Consider the following 15,426-nt stretch of genomic DNA (forward strand, 5'->3'; position numbering starts at 1 on the left):
CTACATCAGCCCCATGGAGTTCGAGGCACGCGCTATGCTAGCTTAACCTGCTGTCCACGAAACCGGTAGCAGGCCATGGCCGGCCTCGGGTTGATGACAGGCGCGTGCTAAGCGGCATAATCTTCATCAATCGCAATGGGTTGCGTTGGTGCGATGCTCCGAAGGAATATGGCCCGCCGAAGACGCTCTACAATCGCTGGAAGCGCTGGAGCGAGATGGGCGTGTTCGCGCGGATCTTCGCGGGGCTGGCGGCCGAAGCAGCGGAACCGACGACCATCATGATCGATGCGACTTATCTGAAAGCGCACCGCACCGCCTCGAGCCTGCGGTCGAAAAAGGGGGATGCGGGCGTCTGATCGGGCGGACCAAGGGCGGCATGAACACCAAGCTGCACGCCGTCACCGATACAAAGGGCGACCCATACGCATCTTCATGACCGCGGGTCAGTGACTACACTGGCGCGGCGGCGCTCCTGTGCGGTCTGCCGAAGGCTGACTGGCTGCTGGCGGATCGGGGCTAGTGAGCCTCGTTGCGCCATCGGTTCGAACGAACCGGTGAGGGCCTATTGGTTCCTCGAAGCCCTGAAATAAAAAGGAATCAAGCCCTGCATCCCGGGTAGGAAATGCCGTGGTAAGCCCGTCAAATGCGACAAGCGCCGCTACAGACGCCGGAACCGGATCGAGATCATGTTCGGCAGGCTCAAGGACTGGCGCCGCGTGGCGACCCGATACGACAGATGTCCGAAGGTGTTCCTCTCCGCCGTCGCTCTCGCCGCTACCTTCATGTTCTGGCTATGAGTCCTGAGTCAAGACGTGCTTCTGAAGTGATGCCAGCCGTGCGCCCTGCCAACTCCTCATCTCTCTCTCGTGCGGGGCGCGCGGCGACTTTCGACAAAGCTATGGGTGCGGGCCTATTGACGCGGGCCCGGATCGGTCCGGGGCGGTTCGGGCCAGATCACGGCATGGGGCCAGCCGGGCTGGTTGACGGTGTCCTTAAGGCGGTGGCGGAACTCGATCCAGGGCCGGCAATCGCGGCCGGGCATGGCGCAGGCCTCGATCCAGTCGGTGCAGGCCAGCATGCGCCGGCGCAGCAAGGGGGCCAGATCCTTGGCGGGAACGGAAAAGGCTGGGGTCGGCATCGCAATCACCCTGACTTTGGTCATGGGTGATGATGGCGCAAAGCGGCGGCCCGGAAATTGATATCAATCAAGTGGCGCCGGAATTCCGGGCGCGGTAGGCCGATTTTTCGGGCAATGCGGCGCTGCGGTGCGGCATCCCATGCAGCGGGTGCATGGCGGCCTTTCCCTTTGCGGGCCTAGTCGTGGCGGGGTTTTGGGGCCATATCCCCCATGACAAGCACAGATGCTGCGTTGCAGAAAAGAGGAAGCCCACCATGGCGATGATCCAGACCGAAACCCGCACCTTCAACCCGTTCGCCCGCCTGGTGTCGGGCCTTCGGATCGTGGTCGACGCCCTGGTGCGCGCCCGCGCCGCCGAGGTTACGCTGAAGGAACTGAACCGCCTGAGCGATCGTGAGCTGCGTGATATCGGCCTGACGCGTGGCGACATCCCGCGCATCGTCGCCCAGACGCTGGATCGCCAGTAACCGATCCGCAAGGGTGCAGATCCCAAAACCCCGCGCGCCCGCGCGGGGTTTTGCTTTGTGGGCCTTAGCCCGGTGTCGCCGCCCGATCCGCCGCCCGGCGGCGCGCGCGAAAGGCCACATGGGCGCCGCTTTCGATGGACAGATGCAGATAGTCCACCTCGCCCGTCAGATCCGCCGTCGCATGGCAGGTCAGCGTGTCACAGATCACCCGGCCCGCGACCCGGCCCCTGATCGTCACATTGGCGGCCACCAGACTGCCCTCGATCAGCGCGCCTTCGGCCACCACGACCGATCCCGCCGCCAGATTGCCGTGAACCGTGCCCAGGATTTCCACAAGGCCCGGAAATTCCAGATCGCCGACGATCTTTGATCCGGCGGCGATGAAGGACCGGCCACCGACGCTGGTCTGGGGTTTTTCCATCTGCTGCTCCTTCGGTCATGGGGCCTTGGGTCATGGGCGGTTCATAGGGCGCCGGCCGGGGCAGGCGCGCGCCCACAAGACTTGCCGCGAAATCGGGCATAGTCCAGTGCCATGCGGTGCGGGCGCGCGGAAAACCACCCGTCCGGACCGCCAAAGCGCCTGCCAAGGAACCGAAGGCCCGCCACGGGGTTGGGTCTGGCCCGCCGCACAGACCGGCGCGGATGGGATTTGCGGCGGGGGATGGCGGAATGGGTCCACAGGCAGACAGCGGGGCGCGGGGCGCGGGGGCGGCGGACCCGGGCGCCGGGCTGATGGGGCAGGGCGGTGCGGTGACCGCGCGGCGCATCACGCTGCCGATGCTGGCCACGATCGTCGCGGTGGCGGCGGTTCTGGGGCTTGCCGCCGATATCTTCCTGCCGCTGGCGCTGGCGATGCTGCTGACCTTCGCGATCTCGCCGCTGGTGGCGCGGCTGCGCCGGCGCGGCTGGCCGCAGCTGCCCGCGGTGCTGACGGTGGTGATCGCGGCCTTCACGGTGATCGGTCTGTTCTTTCTGCTGGTCAGCTGGCAACTGGGCCAGCTGGCCCGGTCGATGCCGGTGTTTCAGGCCAATATCGAGATCAAGCTGGAACGGCTGCGCGAAACGCAGGACGGCACCGGGGCCATCGCCCGGTTCAGCCGGATTCTGGCCACCGTCAATGAACAGATCGGATCGGCGGTCGATCCGAAACTGGCCGAGAAGGCCACCGCCCCCCCGCGCCCCCCGGTGCCGCCGCTGCCTGTCGAGGTGGTCAATGGCAAGGGCCCGGTCGAGACGCTGACCGATCTGGTCCTGCCCCTGGTCGCGCCGGTGGCGACAACGGGGCTGGTGATCGTTCTGGTCATCTTCATGTTGCTGGAACGCGATGAGATCCGCGACCGCTTTATCCGGCTGGTGGGTTCAAACGACCTGCACCGCACCACACAGGTGCTGGAGGATGCCGGCGGCCGCGTGGCGCGCTATCTGCAGATCCAGCTGCTGGTCAATCTGATCTATGCGGTGCCGATCGGGCTTGGCCTGTGGTTCATCGGCGTGCCCAATGCGCTGCTGTGGGGCATCCTGACGCTGGTTTTGCGCTTCGTGCCCTATATCGGGTCGTTTCTGGCGGCGGCCTTTCCGTTATTCCTGGCCTTTGCGGTGTCGTCGGACTGGACGATGGTGTTCTGGACGGCGGGGTTGTTTTTGCTGGTCGAACTGATCACCTCGAACATCATCGAGCCCTGGCTTTATGGCGCGGGCACGGGGCTTAGCCCGTTGGCGATCATCGTGGCGGCGATCTTCTGGACCTTCACCTGGGGGCCGCTGGGGCTTGTGCTGTCGACGCCCTTGACGGTCTGTCTGGTGGTGCTGGGCCGCCATATTCCGCAGTTCGAACTGTTCGACATCCTCTTTGGCGATGAGCCCGCGTTGGCGCCCCATGCGCGGCTGTATCAGCGGTTTCTGGCGGGCGATGCGATCGAGGCGACCTTTCGCGCCGAAGAGGCGTTGGAAACGGTGTCGCTGGCCGAATATTACCGCGATGTGGCGCTGCCCGCGCTGATGATCGGGCAGGCGGATCAGGCCCGCGGCGTCCTGAGCGCGGCACAGGCCGACCGGCTGCTGCGCACCGCAACCACCATGACCCAAGAGCTGGAGGCCGTAATTGCCGAGGAAATAGCCGCGCTGCGCGATGCCGACGGCGATGCGGCGGATGCGGCGGGCGCAGATCCGGGCGCGGAGACGGGCCCCGTGATCGGCAATGCGCGGCTGGATGGCACCGGCTTTCGCATCAGCTGTCTGGGCGGGCAGGGGGCGCTGGATGATGTGGCTGCGCGCATGCTTGCGCAGACCGTCGCAGCCGAAGGGGCCGAGGTCCAGGCGCGGGGCCATGCCGATCTGGCGCCGTCGCGGATTTCGGGGCTGGGGCTGGCCGGTCGGGATTGCGTGATCCTGTGCTATCTGGACGGTGCCCCCAGCCGCGCCGCGCTGTTGCATGTGGCGCGGCTGAAACGCGCGGCGCCTGCGCTGCGGGTGGGGGTCATGCTGCTGGCCGCCGCGGATCGGCCCGTGGCCCCCGAAAAGCGGGCCGAGGCGGAAAAGATCGGCGCGGATTTCGTGGCCGAGGATCTGGAAGCCGCCCTTGCCGGCGCCTTCACCCGGGCCGAGGCCCGCCCCGTAGCGCCCGCACTGCGCCGCCGCCGCCTGTCGCGGGGCCAGGCCGATGCGGGGCCGGACCCGGCGGCGGGCTGACGGGCGGGGCGGGCTTACGGGCGGGGCAGGCTTACGGGCGGGGCGGAATGAAAAGCGCGCGCCCGAAGGCGCGCGCAGGATGGTTTCAGACTGAACGCCCGGTCAGTGCGCGGTCGCACCCTGACCCGCGGCGCCCGCGGCCAATGCGGCGGCGGCCGCCTCTTCGGCGGCTTCGTCCCATTCGACCGGCTCGGGCATCCGGATCAGCGCGCGGGGCAGAACCTCACGCACATGGCTGACGGGGATGATGTCCAGACCCTGTTTCACATTGTCCGGGATCTCGGGCAGGTCCTTGGCGTTTTCCTGCGGGATCAGCACGGTCTTGATGCCACCGCGCAGCGCGGCCAGCAGCTTTTCCTTCAGGCCGCCGATCGCCAGCACATTGCCGCGCAAGGTGACCTCGCCGGTCATGGCGACATCCTTGCGCACCGGAATGCCCGTCAGCACCGACACGATCGAGGTGACCATCGCGATCCCCGCGCTGGGGCCATCCTTGGGCGTGGCGCCTTCGGGGACGTGGACGTGGATATCGACCTTTTCGAACTTGGGCGGTTTCACCCCGATTTCGGGGCTGATCGACCGGACATAGCTGGATGCGGCGTCGATCGATTCCTTCATCACATCACCCAGTTTGCCGGTGGTCTTCATCCGCCCCTTACCGGGCAGCTTCAGCGCCTCGATCTGCAGCAGATCGCCGCCGACGCTGGTCCAGGCCAAGCCCGTGACCACGCCCACCTGATCCTCTTTCTCGGCCAGGCCATAGCGATAGCGCGGCACGCCCAGATAATCCTCGACCTTGGCGTCATCCACGGCCACGGCCTTCGCCTTGCCCTTCAGGATTTCGGTCACCGCCTTGCGGGCCAGTTTCGCCAGTTCGCGTTCCAGGTTCCGCACGCCCGCCTCGCGGGTATAGAGCCGCACGACCTTGTTCAGCGCCGCATCGCTCAGGCTGAATTCGCCCTTGCGCAGGCCATGCGCCTTGATCTGCTTGGGGATCAGGTGCTGCTTGGCAATTTCGCGCTTTTCATCCTCGGTGTAGCCGGCCAGGGGAATGATCTCCATCCGGTCCAGAAGCGGGCCCGGCATGTTGTAGCTGTTGGCCGTGGTCAGGAACATCACGTTCGACAGGTCGTATTCCACCTCAAGATAGTGGTCCACGAAGGTCGCGTTCTGTTCGGGGTCCAGAACCTCCAGCATCGCGCTGGCCGGATCGCCGCGGAAATCCTGCCCCATCTTGTCGATTTCATCGAGCAAGATCAGCGGGTTGGTGGTTTTCGCCTTTTTCAGCGCCTGGATGATTTTGCCGGGCATCGAGCCGATATAGGTGCGCCGGTGGCCGCGGATCTCGGATTCGTCGCGCACCCCGCCAAGGGAAATGCGGATGAATTCACGCCCCGTCGCCTTGGCGACGCTGCGCCCAAGCGAGGTTTTCCCCACGCCGGGCGGGCCCACAAGGCACAGGATCGGACCCTTCAGCTTGGCCGAACGCGCCTGCACCGCCAGATATTCGACGATGCGTTCCTTGACCTTTTCCAGGCCATAGTGATCGGCGTCCAGCACCTTTTCGGCGCCGCCCAGATCCTTTTTCACCCGGCTTTTCACGCCCCAGGGCAGATTCAGAAGCCAGTCGAGATAGTTGCGCACCACGGTCGCCTCGGCCGACATGGGCGACATGGATTTCAGCTTCTTCAGCTCACCTTCCGCCTTGTCGCGCGCCTCTTTCGAGAATTTGGTGGCCTTGATCCGCGCCTCCAGCTCGGCGATTTCGTTCTGGCCGTCCTCACCGTCGCCCAGTTCCTTCTGAATGGCCTTCATCTGCTCATTCAGGTAATATTCACGCTGGGTCCGCTCCATCTGCGACTTGACGCGGGATTTGATCTTTTTCTCGACCTGCAGAACCGACACCTCGCCCTGCATCAGGCCAAAGACCTTTTCCAGCCGTTCGGCCACATCCAGCGTTTCCAGCAGATCCTGCTTTTGCGCGACATCCAGGCCCAGATGCCCCGAGACCAGATCGGTCAGCTTGTCAGCCTCGCGCGTTTCGGCGATGGCGGCCAGCGCCTCTTCGGGGACGTTCTTCTTGAATTTGGCGTAGCGTTCGAATTCCTCGGAGACCGAGCGCAGCAGCGCCTTGACGGTGGCCGCATCGCCGGGGGTTTCGGTCAGCGCCTCGGCGCGGGCCTCGAAGAAGGCGGGGTTTTCCAGGAATTCGGCGATGCGCACGCGCCGCTTGCCCTCGACCAGGACCTTCACGGTGCCATCGGGCAGTTTCAGCAGTTGCAGAACATTGGCCAGAACACCGGTGCGGAAGATGCCGTCGGCATCGGGGTCATCGACGCCGGGGTCGATCTGGCTGGCCAGCAGGATCTGGCGATCCTCGGCCATCACCTCTTCCAGCGCGCGGACGGATTTTTCCCGGCCCACGAACAGCGGCACGATCATGTGGGGGAACACCACGATATCGCGCAGCGGCAGCACGGGGTAGCTGTGGGGAAGCGTGTCGGTCATCATGTATCCTCTGTGGCAGAAGGGCGCCGGCCCCGCCCCTGCGGCAACCCCGGCCCTTCCCTCTTGCGACCTATCTAGGGGGCGCGTGCGGCAGGTTCAACCTGGGCGTCCGTCATCATCGGGTTACATTGCGCCCGCGCGCGGGCAGGGGCAAGCGTAGATCGGGGGCAAGCGCAGATTGCGCAGGGTTTGAACGGTCAGGCCCGGTCACAGCGGCAGGACCAGTTCCACCCGCAAGCCCCCCAGCCGCGCGCTGTCGCCCAGCCGCAGCGACCCGCCATGCCCGCGCAGGATGTCGGCCGCGATCGACAGGCCCAGCCCGACGCCCTGACCACGGTTCTGGTTGCGCGCCGGGTCAAGCCGGGTGAAGGGGCGCAACGCCTCTTCGCGCCGATCGGCCGGGATGCCGGGGCCGTCGTCTTCGACAACGATCCGGCAACTGCGCGGGCCAAGTGTCACCGAAACCTCGGCCCTTGTGCCGTAGCGCACGGCATTGCCGAACAGGTTTTCCAGCGCCCGGCGCAGCGCATCGGGGCGCACCGTGATCAGCGCCAGACCCGGGCCGGGGCATTCGGTCAGGCTGACCGGCTGGCCCGCGCGGCGCGCATCCTCGACCACATGGGCGACAAAGGCGCAGGGGTCGATCCGCTCGGGCTCGCCCGCGGTGGCCTCATCCCGGGCGAAATCCAGAAACGCATCGACCAGCCGGCCCATTTCCGCCACGTCGCGTTCCATCGCGGCCACCTCATCGCGCGTTTCAGGATCGTCGGGCAGCATCGACAGCCCCAGCCGCAGCCGCGTCAGCGGGGTGCGCAGGTCGTGGCTGATCCCCGACAGCATCAGGGTGCGTTGCTCGATCTGGCGTTCGATCCGGGCGCGCATTTCCAGAAAGGCGGTGCCGGCGGCGCGGACCTCTTGCGCGCCGGCGGGACGATAGGGCAGGGCACGGCCCTTGCCGAAGGCCTCGGCGGCGATCGCCAGCCGACGGATCGGGCGCAGCTGGTTGCGCAGGAAAAGAAAGGCCACAAGGGTCATCAGCAGGCCCGTGCCCAGCATCAGAACGATAAGTTGATGCGGGTTGGTGGCCGACACCCGGCGCCGGTCAAAGCGCAGCTCCATCGGCCCGTGGCGCGTGTTCAGCGTCAAGCGCACCTCGCGCAGGTTCGACAGATCGACCTCGCCCAGACCCGGAAGGCCCGCGCGCAACGTTTCGATCACCACCCGGCCCGACAGATCGTAAAAGACCCGCTGGTCCGCACTGGACGCCGGGTCTGGGTCTTGGGCGGGGCCGGGGGCGGGCAGGGCGACGCCCAGGTCCAGCGGCCCAGCCACCGCCGCCACCGCCGCCACCGCCGCGACCGGGTCGGGGGCCGCCTCGGCCCGGGCCGCGACATAGGCCAGCTCGCGCAGCATGGTGGCGGTCATCTGTTCAGTCACGCCTTCGAAATGGCGCTGCAGAAACACCACCGACACGACCAGCTGGATCGTGACCACGGGCAGAATCAGGATCAGCGCGGCCCGCCCGTAAAGCCCGCGTGGCATCAATCGTTTCAGCCAGTCGAAATTCATGGCAAAAGCCTAGCCGCCAGATGCAGCAGAGGAAAGCGTCATGACGACAGAGCGACCGGAACCGGGGCTGCGGGTGCTGACCGCGCCGAACCCCTCGGCGATGACCCTGACCGGAACCCGGACCTATATCCTGGGCGAGGGGCAGGTGGCGCTGATCGATCCCGGCCCCGCGCTGCGCCCGCATTATGAGGCGATTCTGGCCGCGCTGGCGCCTGGCGAGCGAATCACGCAGATCCTGGTCAGCCATGCCCATCTGGATCATTCCCCCCTGGCCCGCCCCCTGGCCGAGGCGACCGGCGCGCCGGTTCTGGCCTTCGGTCCGGCGACGGCGGGACGCTCGGCGGTGATGGCTGATCTGGCCGCGCGCGGGCTGGCCTGCGGTGGCGAGGGCGTCGACAGGGACTTTGCCCCCGACCGCGTGCTGGCCGATGGCGAGCCGATCGAGGGCGCCTTTGGCACCATCCGCGCGCTGCACACGCCGGGGCATTTCTGCAACCACCTCAGCTTTGCGTGGCAGGATGTGCTGTTCACGGGCGATCATGTGATGGGCTGGGCCAGCACGCTGATCTCGCCGCCCGATGGCGATCTGGGGGATTATTTCCGATCGCTTGACAAGGTCGAGGCGGAAGGTGCGCGGCTGTTCTACCCCGGCCACGGCGCGCCGGTGCGCGATACCGCCGCCCGGATCGCCGAGCTGCGCGCGCACCGGCAACAGCGCAGCGCCCAGATTCTGGCGGCATTGGGCGCGGGGCCTGCAACCGCAGCCCAGATCACGCAGGCCATCTATACCGACACCCCCGCCGCCCTGCTGCCCGCCGCCGAACGCAACGTATTTGCACATCTTATTGAGATGACGTCAAAAAACCAGATCCGCCCGCTGCGCGCCCTGGCAATCACCGCGCCGTTCGAACGGTTGTGAACGCATCGTGACAAAGTGCAAAAAAAGTCGCTGCCCCCTCTGGACGAGCCGATTTCCCGCCGCTATACACCGCCTCGTGTTCCGGCGTAGCTCAGCGGTAGAGCAGTTGACTGTTAATCAATTGGTCGTAGGTTCGATCCCTACCGCCGGAGCCAATAAAATCAGGCACTTGTGCAGATTTTACTAAGCTAGCTTGGGTCTATTGGACTTGTTGCCAAAGACCCAGAAAGCCACCTCATTTATGACGGGTTAGCTCATAACCATGTGGTAATGGGTCCAATCATGCTGTTGAAATTAATGAAATCAAGGTGTTAGACTGCTTTGGCCAACTGCTCCGAGGTTCATTGAACCTGTGTGGCCTGCCTCCGTTTTTCCTGTCGTTGTGAATCACCGCATCGATGATCAGTGGACCCGGCGCCATGCTGAAGACGTCAGTCTGATGCGAAGGGGCCCTTCCTTTTTTTCCGAACGCGGTTCGGGCTGCGTTCAAAGCACTTCAATCCGGTAAGGAACGCTGTCGTCCTCGCGCGAAATCTGGAAGGTGTCTCCAGATTTCGCCCCTGATTGGCGGAGGAATTTCTTGAGCTAAGTGATGCGGTATCCGTTCAGGCCCTGTGGTGAAGACGGCGGCTGATCAACCTCTCGAACGGTCCATCACGACCAAGCCAGCTACGATCCAGCCGCCGCCACTGCCCGCCATAAATGGCGTGGCGGGCAGTGGCTTCCAATCACCGGGAAGCCGGATCTTCATAAGACAAGCCATCGGCGCCATTGGGAATGGCGGATACATGGCGGGGCGGACGACGCAATCGCCTCGCTGACCGCCCGTGCGGCGGCCGGCGGGTGCGATGATTGGCTGTCCGATGCCGAGGGCCGACTTGCCCTCATCATCCTTCTGGACCAGTTTTCCCGCTCGCTCTGGCGGGGCACGGCGCGGGCCTGGGCGCAGGACAATGCTGCGCTGGAACTGGCATTGGAAGGGCTGGAAAATGGCCATTGCCACGCTTTTGCCGCGCCCTGGTTCAGGATCGCCCGCACCCAGCCGCTTGGCCACTGCGAGGGGTCGGCCACCTTGATCGCGTCGATCGCCTGATCCGCCTGCGCGAGGAAGTGGCGGCGAACGCCCCGGCCCACTTTCAGCCCATCTACCGCGGGCCGGTCGCGCAGGGCCACAAGGTGCGCGTGGTCATCGCCACCTTCGGCCGCCACCCGCACCGCAACCAGATCCTCGGGCGCGCCTCGACCCCGGCAGAGTCGGCCCATAGCAGCCCTTCGTCGATTGACGGACGCCCCGTGCCGCTTCCCCACACCGGACGTCCGCGCTTGCCGTAGCGAGATCGCGTCGGCACAGTCAGCTATGCGGACGAAGCTGCCGGTCAGACGGGTAAGCGGAGATAATTCAAGGCTTTCGTATGAAGGGCGGGGGATGCGCTGGCAATGATCGCGCCGCTTGAGGTCAGGGACAGGGGCTGTCCATCCCAATCGGTGATCATGCCTCCGGCTTCCTGAACCACTGGGCAGAGCGCACAAATGTCGTATGCATCCAGATCGTCCCCGTTCAAACAAACGTCGACAAGGCCACGGGCGAGAGCACCATAAGCAGCAGCGCCACCATCGAAAACACGCACACGCCCGGTTGAACGCAGATTTTGGTAACCCGCAGCGCTCGCTCCCCGGAAACTGTCAGGATTGGCGAGGCTGATCACAGCTTCGGCTATATCCAGGTGCGCACTGCTGCGAACGGCACGCCCCGCAAACATCGTGCCTTTGCCCTCGGCTGCAACATAACGCGCCCCCGGCATTGGCAAATCAATAATGCCGAGCACGGGCACTCCATCCCGACACAGGCTGATCAAGGACGCGAAGTTCAACAAACCAGTCCCGAACTGACGCGTTCCATCAATAGGATCGAGCACCCAAGTAAAAGCGCTGCTACCACTATCTGAACCGTATTCTTCACCAAGAATGCCGTGCGAAGGGAATTGCCGCCTGATCTGCTCGCGCCAGTGCGCTTCAATCGACAGGTCGGCCTGAGTCAGTGAGGACCCATCTGCCTTATAGGTTACAGCCAGATCAGCGCTCCATGCTTTAGCCGCAAGGTCGAACGCAAAATCTGCGAGGTGCAGCGCCGCCTCTATCAGACATTCAGGCTCGGCCATAATGCTCCCCCCTTGGAGAAAAGGCCGACATACCTTCAAGAGGGTAACGGTGGAATGACGGCAAAGGGCTCCTTGTGTCTGGCCCGGGAAGGTTCGATTATCAGTTTGGTATGCCCATTGATCGGCAGCTTTCACCTGATGCTGCAGCAGCCCTGCCGCACCACTGTCAGGCTTCTTCCCGCCCTCTGCATCGGTGACGATCGTTTGGACGCGCTCGGCCCAAAGCGGACTGTCGCTCCTGTTTAACAAGCGTCTGACGGAATGATAGATGCCCGCTCCACCGACCTGGAGATGCAGCTCGATCCGGAATGCTTCCACCCGCATTGCGGTCGAACGGCATCTGTGACAGCTCGGCAGTATCCTGTGCACCGTGACGATCATCTCGCCATGGCCGGCATTTCATCGTATCCTTCTCAAGTGGCCCAACATGTCGAGGGGCATGCAGGGATGTCGTATTTCGATCTCGGAACGTTCAGCCGCCGCCTGCAAACCGCGGCCCCTGCAGAACAGCTTTGGTTCGATCGGGGGCTGACGTGGCAATATGGCTTCAATCACGAGGAAGCCATTGCCTGCTATGAGCAAGTGTTGCGGATAGCGCCCACGAATGTGATGGCCAGATGGGGCATCGCGCATTGTCTTGGGCCGAACTACAACAGGCTGTGGGAATTCTTTACGCCCGAAGAGAAAGCCTCCACCCTTGCCCGCGCACATGACCTGCTTGCCGAGGCCCGGTCGTTTCCCGCGCCCGAGGTCGAACAGGCGCTGGTCAATGCGCTTGCCGCGCGCTTCCCTACCGACCCCACGGTCGAGGATTACGGCCCCTGGAACGAGACCTTTGCGCAGGCGATGCGTGCTGTCCATCACCGCTTCCCCGACGATCTGGACGTGACCGCGATCTTCGTCGAGGCGCTGATGAACCTCACGCCCTGGGCCCTGTGGGAGACGCGCAGCGGAACGCCCGCGCCGGGGGCCTCGACCGAGGAAGCCCGCGCCGCGCTGGAACGCGCCTTCGCCGCGCAGACCTCGGCTTGGGATCACCCTGGCCTTCTGCATTTCTACATCCATCTGATGGAGATGTCGCCGACGCCGGAAAGGGCCTTGCCGCATGGCGACCGTCTGGTCGGGCTTGTGCCGGATGCGGGCCATCTGGTGCATATGGCCAGCCATATCGACGTGCTGTGTGGCGATTATCATAACGTGGTCGCACGGAACAGGCAGGCCGCCCGCGTCGACCGTGCCTATTTCGATCATGCCGGCGGGCAGAACTTCTATACCATCTACAGGATCCACAACCTGCATTTCCAGATTTACGGCGCGATGTTCCTGGGCCGACCGTCCGATGCGTTCGGGGCGGCGAAAGCCTTGGCCGAATGCCTGCCCGAACCCGTGGTTCGCTACCTGCCCGACCTGTTCGAGGCCTTCGTGCCGATGCGGCTGCACATCCTGATCCGGTTTGGCCGCTGGTCCTGCATCCTGAAAGAGCCTTTCCCCAAGGATGCGATGTTGTATTCCTTCAGCACGGCGCTGTTGCACTATGCCCGGACCGTGGCACTTGCAAACCTGGGGCGCAGTGCCGACGCCGCCGACAGCGCGACCCGTTTCGCCCAAGCGCGCTACGCCGTGCAGCCCGAACGCATGCTGTTCAACAACCCCTGCACCGAGGTTCTGAGTGTCGCCGAGGCAATGATGCTGGGCGAACTGCACTACAAGTCTGGCCGGATCGCGGCGGGCCTCGATCACCTGCGCCGGGCCGTCGCCTTGGATGACGGCCTCGTCTATGACGAGCCCTGGGGATGGATGCAGCCCACCCGCCACGCGCTTGGCGCGCTTTTGATGGATGCGGGCCAGCTTGAGGAAGCCGAGGCGGTCTACCGCGCCGATCTGGGCCTTGATGCGACGCTTCCCCGTCCCTGCCAGCACCCGCGCAACGTCTGGAGCCTCCACGGCCTGCACGAATGCCTCTTGCAGCGGGGCGAGGCGGTGGAGATCGTCCATATCCGCCAGCAGCTTGACCAGGCCCTGGCGCGTGCCGAGGTGGCGATCACCGCCTCCTGCGCCTGCCGACACGCCCGGACATGCTGTTCGGCGGAACCTTAGGTGAAGCCCGGAAGAAGGACGGTCACGAAATCTGTTCGGCAGCATAAACCCTGACCACGAATCTGATCCCGACACAAAGGCCTCGGTGCGCCCGGCGGTGCTGAGCGCAGCTCTGGCCCGGTGGAGGAGGGCCATATGGAGCACAGGCCAACGAACAAGCCGATGCCGGTCGCGGCCCAGAGCGGTCGTTCGAGACGCGCCCGCGCCGCAACGCTACTTCCCTAGAGCCGACATGGATCATGCGCTTTGCACTGCGCCGCCAGCTTGCGCCGGCCGGTCGGCATTGAGTGACGGCGCTGGCGCGGCCCTGTTGCGGAACCTGATCCAGCTACAAGGATCGCTGCCGTTCAGGATAATAAGTCCAGGCAACAAATCGGCTGGTCTTTTGCCCCTGCGCCATTTCGACGACCTTGAACTCGGCAACCCGCGCCTTTTTCAGCAGTCTTGCGAGGGGCTTGAGGTTGTCTTTCTTTGATACGAGGCAGGTGAACCACAGGCATTGGTCGGCAAACGTCATGCTCTGCTCGATCATTTTCGCGATGAAGCCGATTTCACCGCCCGGGCACCAAAGCTCGGCATTCTGGCCGCCAAAATTGAGCTCGGTCGAGTGCCCTTTACCAAGATTGCGCCACTTGCGTCGCGTGCCCGCTTCCGCCTGCGCAAGCGATGCATGAAACGGCGGATTGCAGAGCGTGACGTGGAAAATATCCTCGGGGCCGATAACGCCTTCGAAGATGTCCTCCGGGTTGTTCTGACGCCTGAGCCGGATGTTCAGCCCGTTTCGCTGGCAAATCTGTCGCGCCGACCTGATCGAAACCGGGTCGATATCGACGCCGGTGAACTCCCAGCCATATTCATGCTGACCTGTCAGCGGATAGACGAGGCTGGCGCCCGTTCCGATGTCCAACGCCTTGATATTGGGGCCGCGCGGGATTTTGTGGCCATTACTCTCGGCCAGCAGATCGGCCAGATAGTGGATGTAATCGACACGGCCCGGGATAGGAGGGCACAGGAAAGCGGCCGGAATGTCCCAGAAATCAACACCATAATGCGCCCTAAGAAGCGCAAGATTGAGCATGCGGACCGCATTCGAATCTTGAAAATTGATCGTGGCCTGACCGCGCGGGTTTCGTTCCGTGAATGCCTCGAGTTCGGGAGATTTCACGATCAGGCGTTCAAAGTCATACCCCTCCCGGTGCTGGTTGCGCGGGTGCAACATGGATTTGGTAGACATCGAAATCCTTCCAACCGATTGGTGCAGGCTGCGCGCCCGACAGGCGTCAAGCTTAGAGTGTCGTAGCTGCTTGAGGAATACTTGAACGGCCCTCAGCGGCCGAGGCTGTGTGGAAACTGCTCCCTGTGGTAAACTTCCGTAGGTCGGGCGGAGGCGGGCATGGCGGGTTTCATTGAGGGCTTTGATCGCGGGCAGTCAGTGCTTTTCCCGGATCGGTTGGACGACTGGATCGGTGAGGACAGCCTCGTCCGCGTCGTGGACATCTTCGTCGAAGAACTGGATCTGCAGCGTCTTGGCTTCGCCCGCTTCACGCCTGCCCGGACAGGGCGGCCCGGCTATCACCCCGCGGTCCTGCTCAAGCTGTTCATCTACGGCTACCTGAACCGCATCCCGTCAAGCCGCAGGTTGGAGCGCGAGACGGGGCGCAACGTCGAGGTCATGTGGCTGATCGGCAAGCTGGTGCCGGACCACAAGACCATCGCTGATTTCCGGCGCGACAACGGCGCGGGCATCCGCAAGGTCTGCGCGCAGTTCGTCGAGCTTTGCCGCCGGATCGGCACGCTGAAGGGTGATTGCGTCGCCATCGACGGCGAGCCAAATTCAAGGCCGTGAACAACCGCGACAGGAACTTCACCAAGGGCAAGATC

General features: G+C 64.3%; 12 protein-coding genes, 1 tRNA gene and 2 pseudogenes. 9 read left to right on the forward strand and 6 right to left on the reverse strand.

The features are described 5' to 3' along the window. Nucleotides 1-47: 47 nt before the first annotated feature. A pseudogene (locus MXB90_RS16620) lies at nucleotides 48-797 on the forward strand (IS5 family transposase). 113 nt (nucleotides 798-910) lie between these two features. Here the strand turns inward: MXB90_RS16620 and MXB90_RS16625 are convergent. Next, nucleotides 911-1,162, reverse strand: coding sequence for a phage tail assembly chaperone (locus MXB90_RS16625; protein ID WP_250046544.1), 252 nt, complete (start codon nucleotides 1,160-1,162; stop codon nucleotides 911-913). Between the two features lie 230 nt (nucleotides 1,163-1,392). On the opposite strand from MXB90_RS16625, the gene MXB90_RS16630 reads away from it, so the two are divergent. Further along, the gene (locus MXB90_RS16630) at nucleotides 1,393-1,605 is read left to right on the forward strand and encodes a DUF1127 domain-containing protein (RefSeq protein WP_250046545.1); all 213 of its coding nucleotides are present in this window, start codon (nucleotides 1,393-1,395) and stop codon (nucleotides 1,603-1,605) included. A 64-nt stretch (nucleotides 1,606-1,669) separates the two neighbouring features. On the opposite strand, the gene MXB90_RS16635 is transcribed toward MXB90_RS16630, so the two are convergent. Continuing rightward, nucleotides 1,670-2,026 carry a bactofilin family protein gene (locus MXB90_RS16635; protein ID WP_250046546.1) on the reverse strand — a complete coding sequence of 119 codons (357 nt, stop codon included), beginning with the start codon at nucleotides 2,024-2,026 and terminating at the stop codon, nucleotides 1,670-1,672. A 248-nt stretch (nucleotides 2,027-2,274) separates the two neighbouring features. Here MXB90_RS16635 and MXB90_RS16640 point away from each other — a divergent pair, with 248 nt between their 5' ends. Then, entirely contained in the window at nucleotides 2,275-4,293 is a 2,019-nt protein-coding gene (locus MXB90_RS16640; protein WP_250046547.1) for an AI-2E family transporter, read from the forward strand. A 102-nt stretch (nucleotides 4,294-4,395) separates the two neighbouring features. Here the strand turns inward: MXB90_RS16640 and lon are convergent, their stop codons facing one another. Together lon and MXB90_RS16650 are read right to left on the reverse strand one after the other, a co-directional pair. Continuing rightward, nucleotides 4,396-6,801, reverse strand: coding sequence for an endopeptidase La (gene lon, locus MXB90_RS16645; protein ID WP_250046548.1), 2,406 nt, complete (start codon nucleotides 6,799-6,801; stop codon nucleotides 4,396-4,398). A 207-nt stretch (nucleotides 6,802-7,008) separates the two neighbouring features. Further along, entirely contained in the window at nucleotides 7,009-8,370 is a 1,362-nt protein-coding gene (locus MXB90_RS16650) for an ATP-binding protein (RefSeq protein WP_250046549.1), read from the reverse strand. Nucleotides 8,371-8,410: 40 nt separating this feature from the next. On the opposite strand from MXB90_RS16650, the gene MXB90_RS16655 reads away from it, so the two are divergent. The 4 genes from MXB90_RS16655 to MXB90_RS16665 all read left to right on the forward strand — a co-directional run bounded on the left by MXB90_RS16655 (nucleotide 8,411) and on the right by MXB90_RS16665 (nucleotide 10,621). After that, entirely contained in the window at nucleotides 8,411-9,289 is an 879-nt protein-coding gene (locus MXB90_RS16655; protein ID WP_250046550.1) for an MBL fold metallo-hydrolase, read from the forward strand. An 80-nt stretch (nucleotides 9,290-9,369) separates the two neighbouring features. Then, nucleotides 9,370-9,444, forward strand: a tRNA-Asn gene (locus MXB90_RS16660). Nucleotides 9,445-10,145: 701 nt separating this feature from the next. Continuing rightward, complete coding sequence (locus MXB90_RS17770; protein WP_284040873.1) at nucleotides 10,146-10,382, forward strand: DUF924 family protein; 237 nt, start codon at nucleotides 10,146-10,148, stop codon at nucleotides 10,380-10,382. Nucleotides 10,383-10,399: 17 nt separating this feature from the next. Then, a complete protein-coding gene (locus MXB90_RS16665) occupies nucleotides 10,400-10,621 on the forward strand; it encodes a DUF924 family protein (protein WP_349665925.1) in 222 nt (73 codons plus the stop codon). Between the two features lie 44 nt (nucleotides 10,622-10,665). Here the strand turns inward: MXB90_RS16665 and MXB90_RS16670 are convergent, their stop codons facing one another. Next, nucleotides 10,666-11,829, reverse strand: coding sequence for an inositol monophosphatase family protein (locus MXB90_RS16670; RefSeq protein WP_250046551.1), 1,164 nt, complete (start codon nucleotides 11,827-11,829; stop codon nucleotides 10,666-10,668). Nucleotides 11,830-12,057: 228 nt separating this feature from the next. On the opposite strand from MXB90_RS16670, the gene MXB90_RS16675 reads away from it, so the two are divergent. Next, nucleotides 12,058-13,545 carry a hypothetical protein gene (locus MXB90_RS16675; protein WP_349665924.1) on the forward strand — a complete coding sequence of 496 codons (1,488 nt, stop codon included), beginning with the start codon at nucleotides 12,058-12,060 and terminating at the stop codon, nucleotides 13,543-13,545. Between the two features lie 328 nt (nucleotides 13,546-13,873). Here the strand turns inward: MXB90_RS16675 and rlmF are convergent, their stop codons facing one another. Further along, nucleotides 13,874-14,779, reverse strand: coding sequence for a 23S rRNA (adenine(1618)-N(6))-methyltransferase RlmF (gene rlmF, locus MXB90_RS16680; protein WP_250046553.1), 906 nt, complete (start codon nucleotides 14,777-14,779; stop codon nucleotides 13,874-13,876). A 159-nt stretch (nucleotides 14,780-14,938) separates the two neighbouring features. Here rlmF and MXB90_RS16685 point away from each other — a divergent pair. Then, a pseudogene (locus MXB90_RS16685) lies at nucleotides 14,939-15,426 on the forward strand (transposase); the annotation flags it as partial.

This window comes from Phaeovulum molybdatiresistens (assembly GCF_023544865.1).
In the GTDB taxonomy this organism is placed as follows: Bacteria; Pseudomonadota; Alphaproteobacteria; order Rhodobacterales; family Rhodobacteraceae; genus Pontitalea.

Bases quoted from the DNA above. Each gene is read 5' to 3' on its own strand.
- MXB90_RS16625 (WP_250046544.1), bottom strand. From the start codon at position 1,162: ATGACCAAAGTCAGGGTGATTGCGATGCCGACCCCAGCCTTTTCCGTT.
- MXB90_RS16630 (WP_250046545.1), top strand. From the start codon at position 1,393: ATGGCGATGATCCAGACCGAAACCCGCACCTTCAACCCGTTCGCCCGC.
- MXB90_RS16635 (WP_250046546.1), bottom strand. From the start codon at position 2,026: ATGGAAAAACCCCAGACCAGCGTCGGTGGCCGGTCCTTCATCGCCGCC.
- MXB90_RS16640 (WP_250046547.1), top strand. From the start codon at position 2,275: ATGGGTCCACAGGCAGACAGCGGGGCGCGGGGCGCGGGGGCGGCGGAC.
- lon (WP_250046548.1), bottom strand. From the start codon at position 6,801: ATGACCGACACGCTTCCCCACAGCTACCCCGTGCTGCCGCTGCGCGAT.
- MXB90_RS16650 (WP_250046549.1), bottom strand. From the start codon at position 8,370: ATGAATTTCGACTGGCTGAAACGATTGATGCCACGCGGGCTTTACGGG.
- MXB90_RS16655 (WP_250046550.1), top strand. From the start codon at position 8,411: ATGACGACAGAGCGACCGGAACCGGGGCTGCGGGTGCTGACCGCGCCG.
- MXB90_RS16670 (WP_250046551.1), bottom strand. From the start codon at position 11,829: ATGATCGTCACGGTGCACAGGATACTGCCGAGCTGTCACAGATGCCGT.
- MXB90_RS16675 (WP_349665924.1), top strand. From the start codon at position 12,058: ATGGCCAGATGGGGCATCGCGCATTGTCTTGGGCCGAACTACAACAGG.
- rlmF (WP_250046553.1), bottom strand. From the start codon at position 14,779: ATGTCTACCAAATCCATGTTGCACCCGCGCAACCAGCACCGGGAGGGG.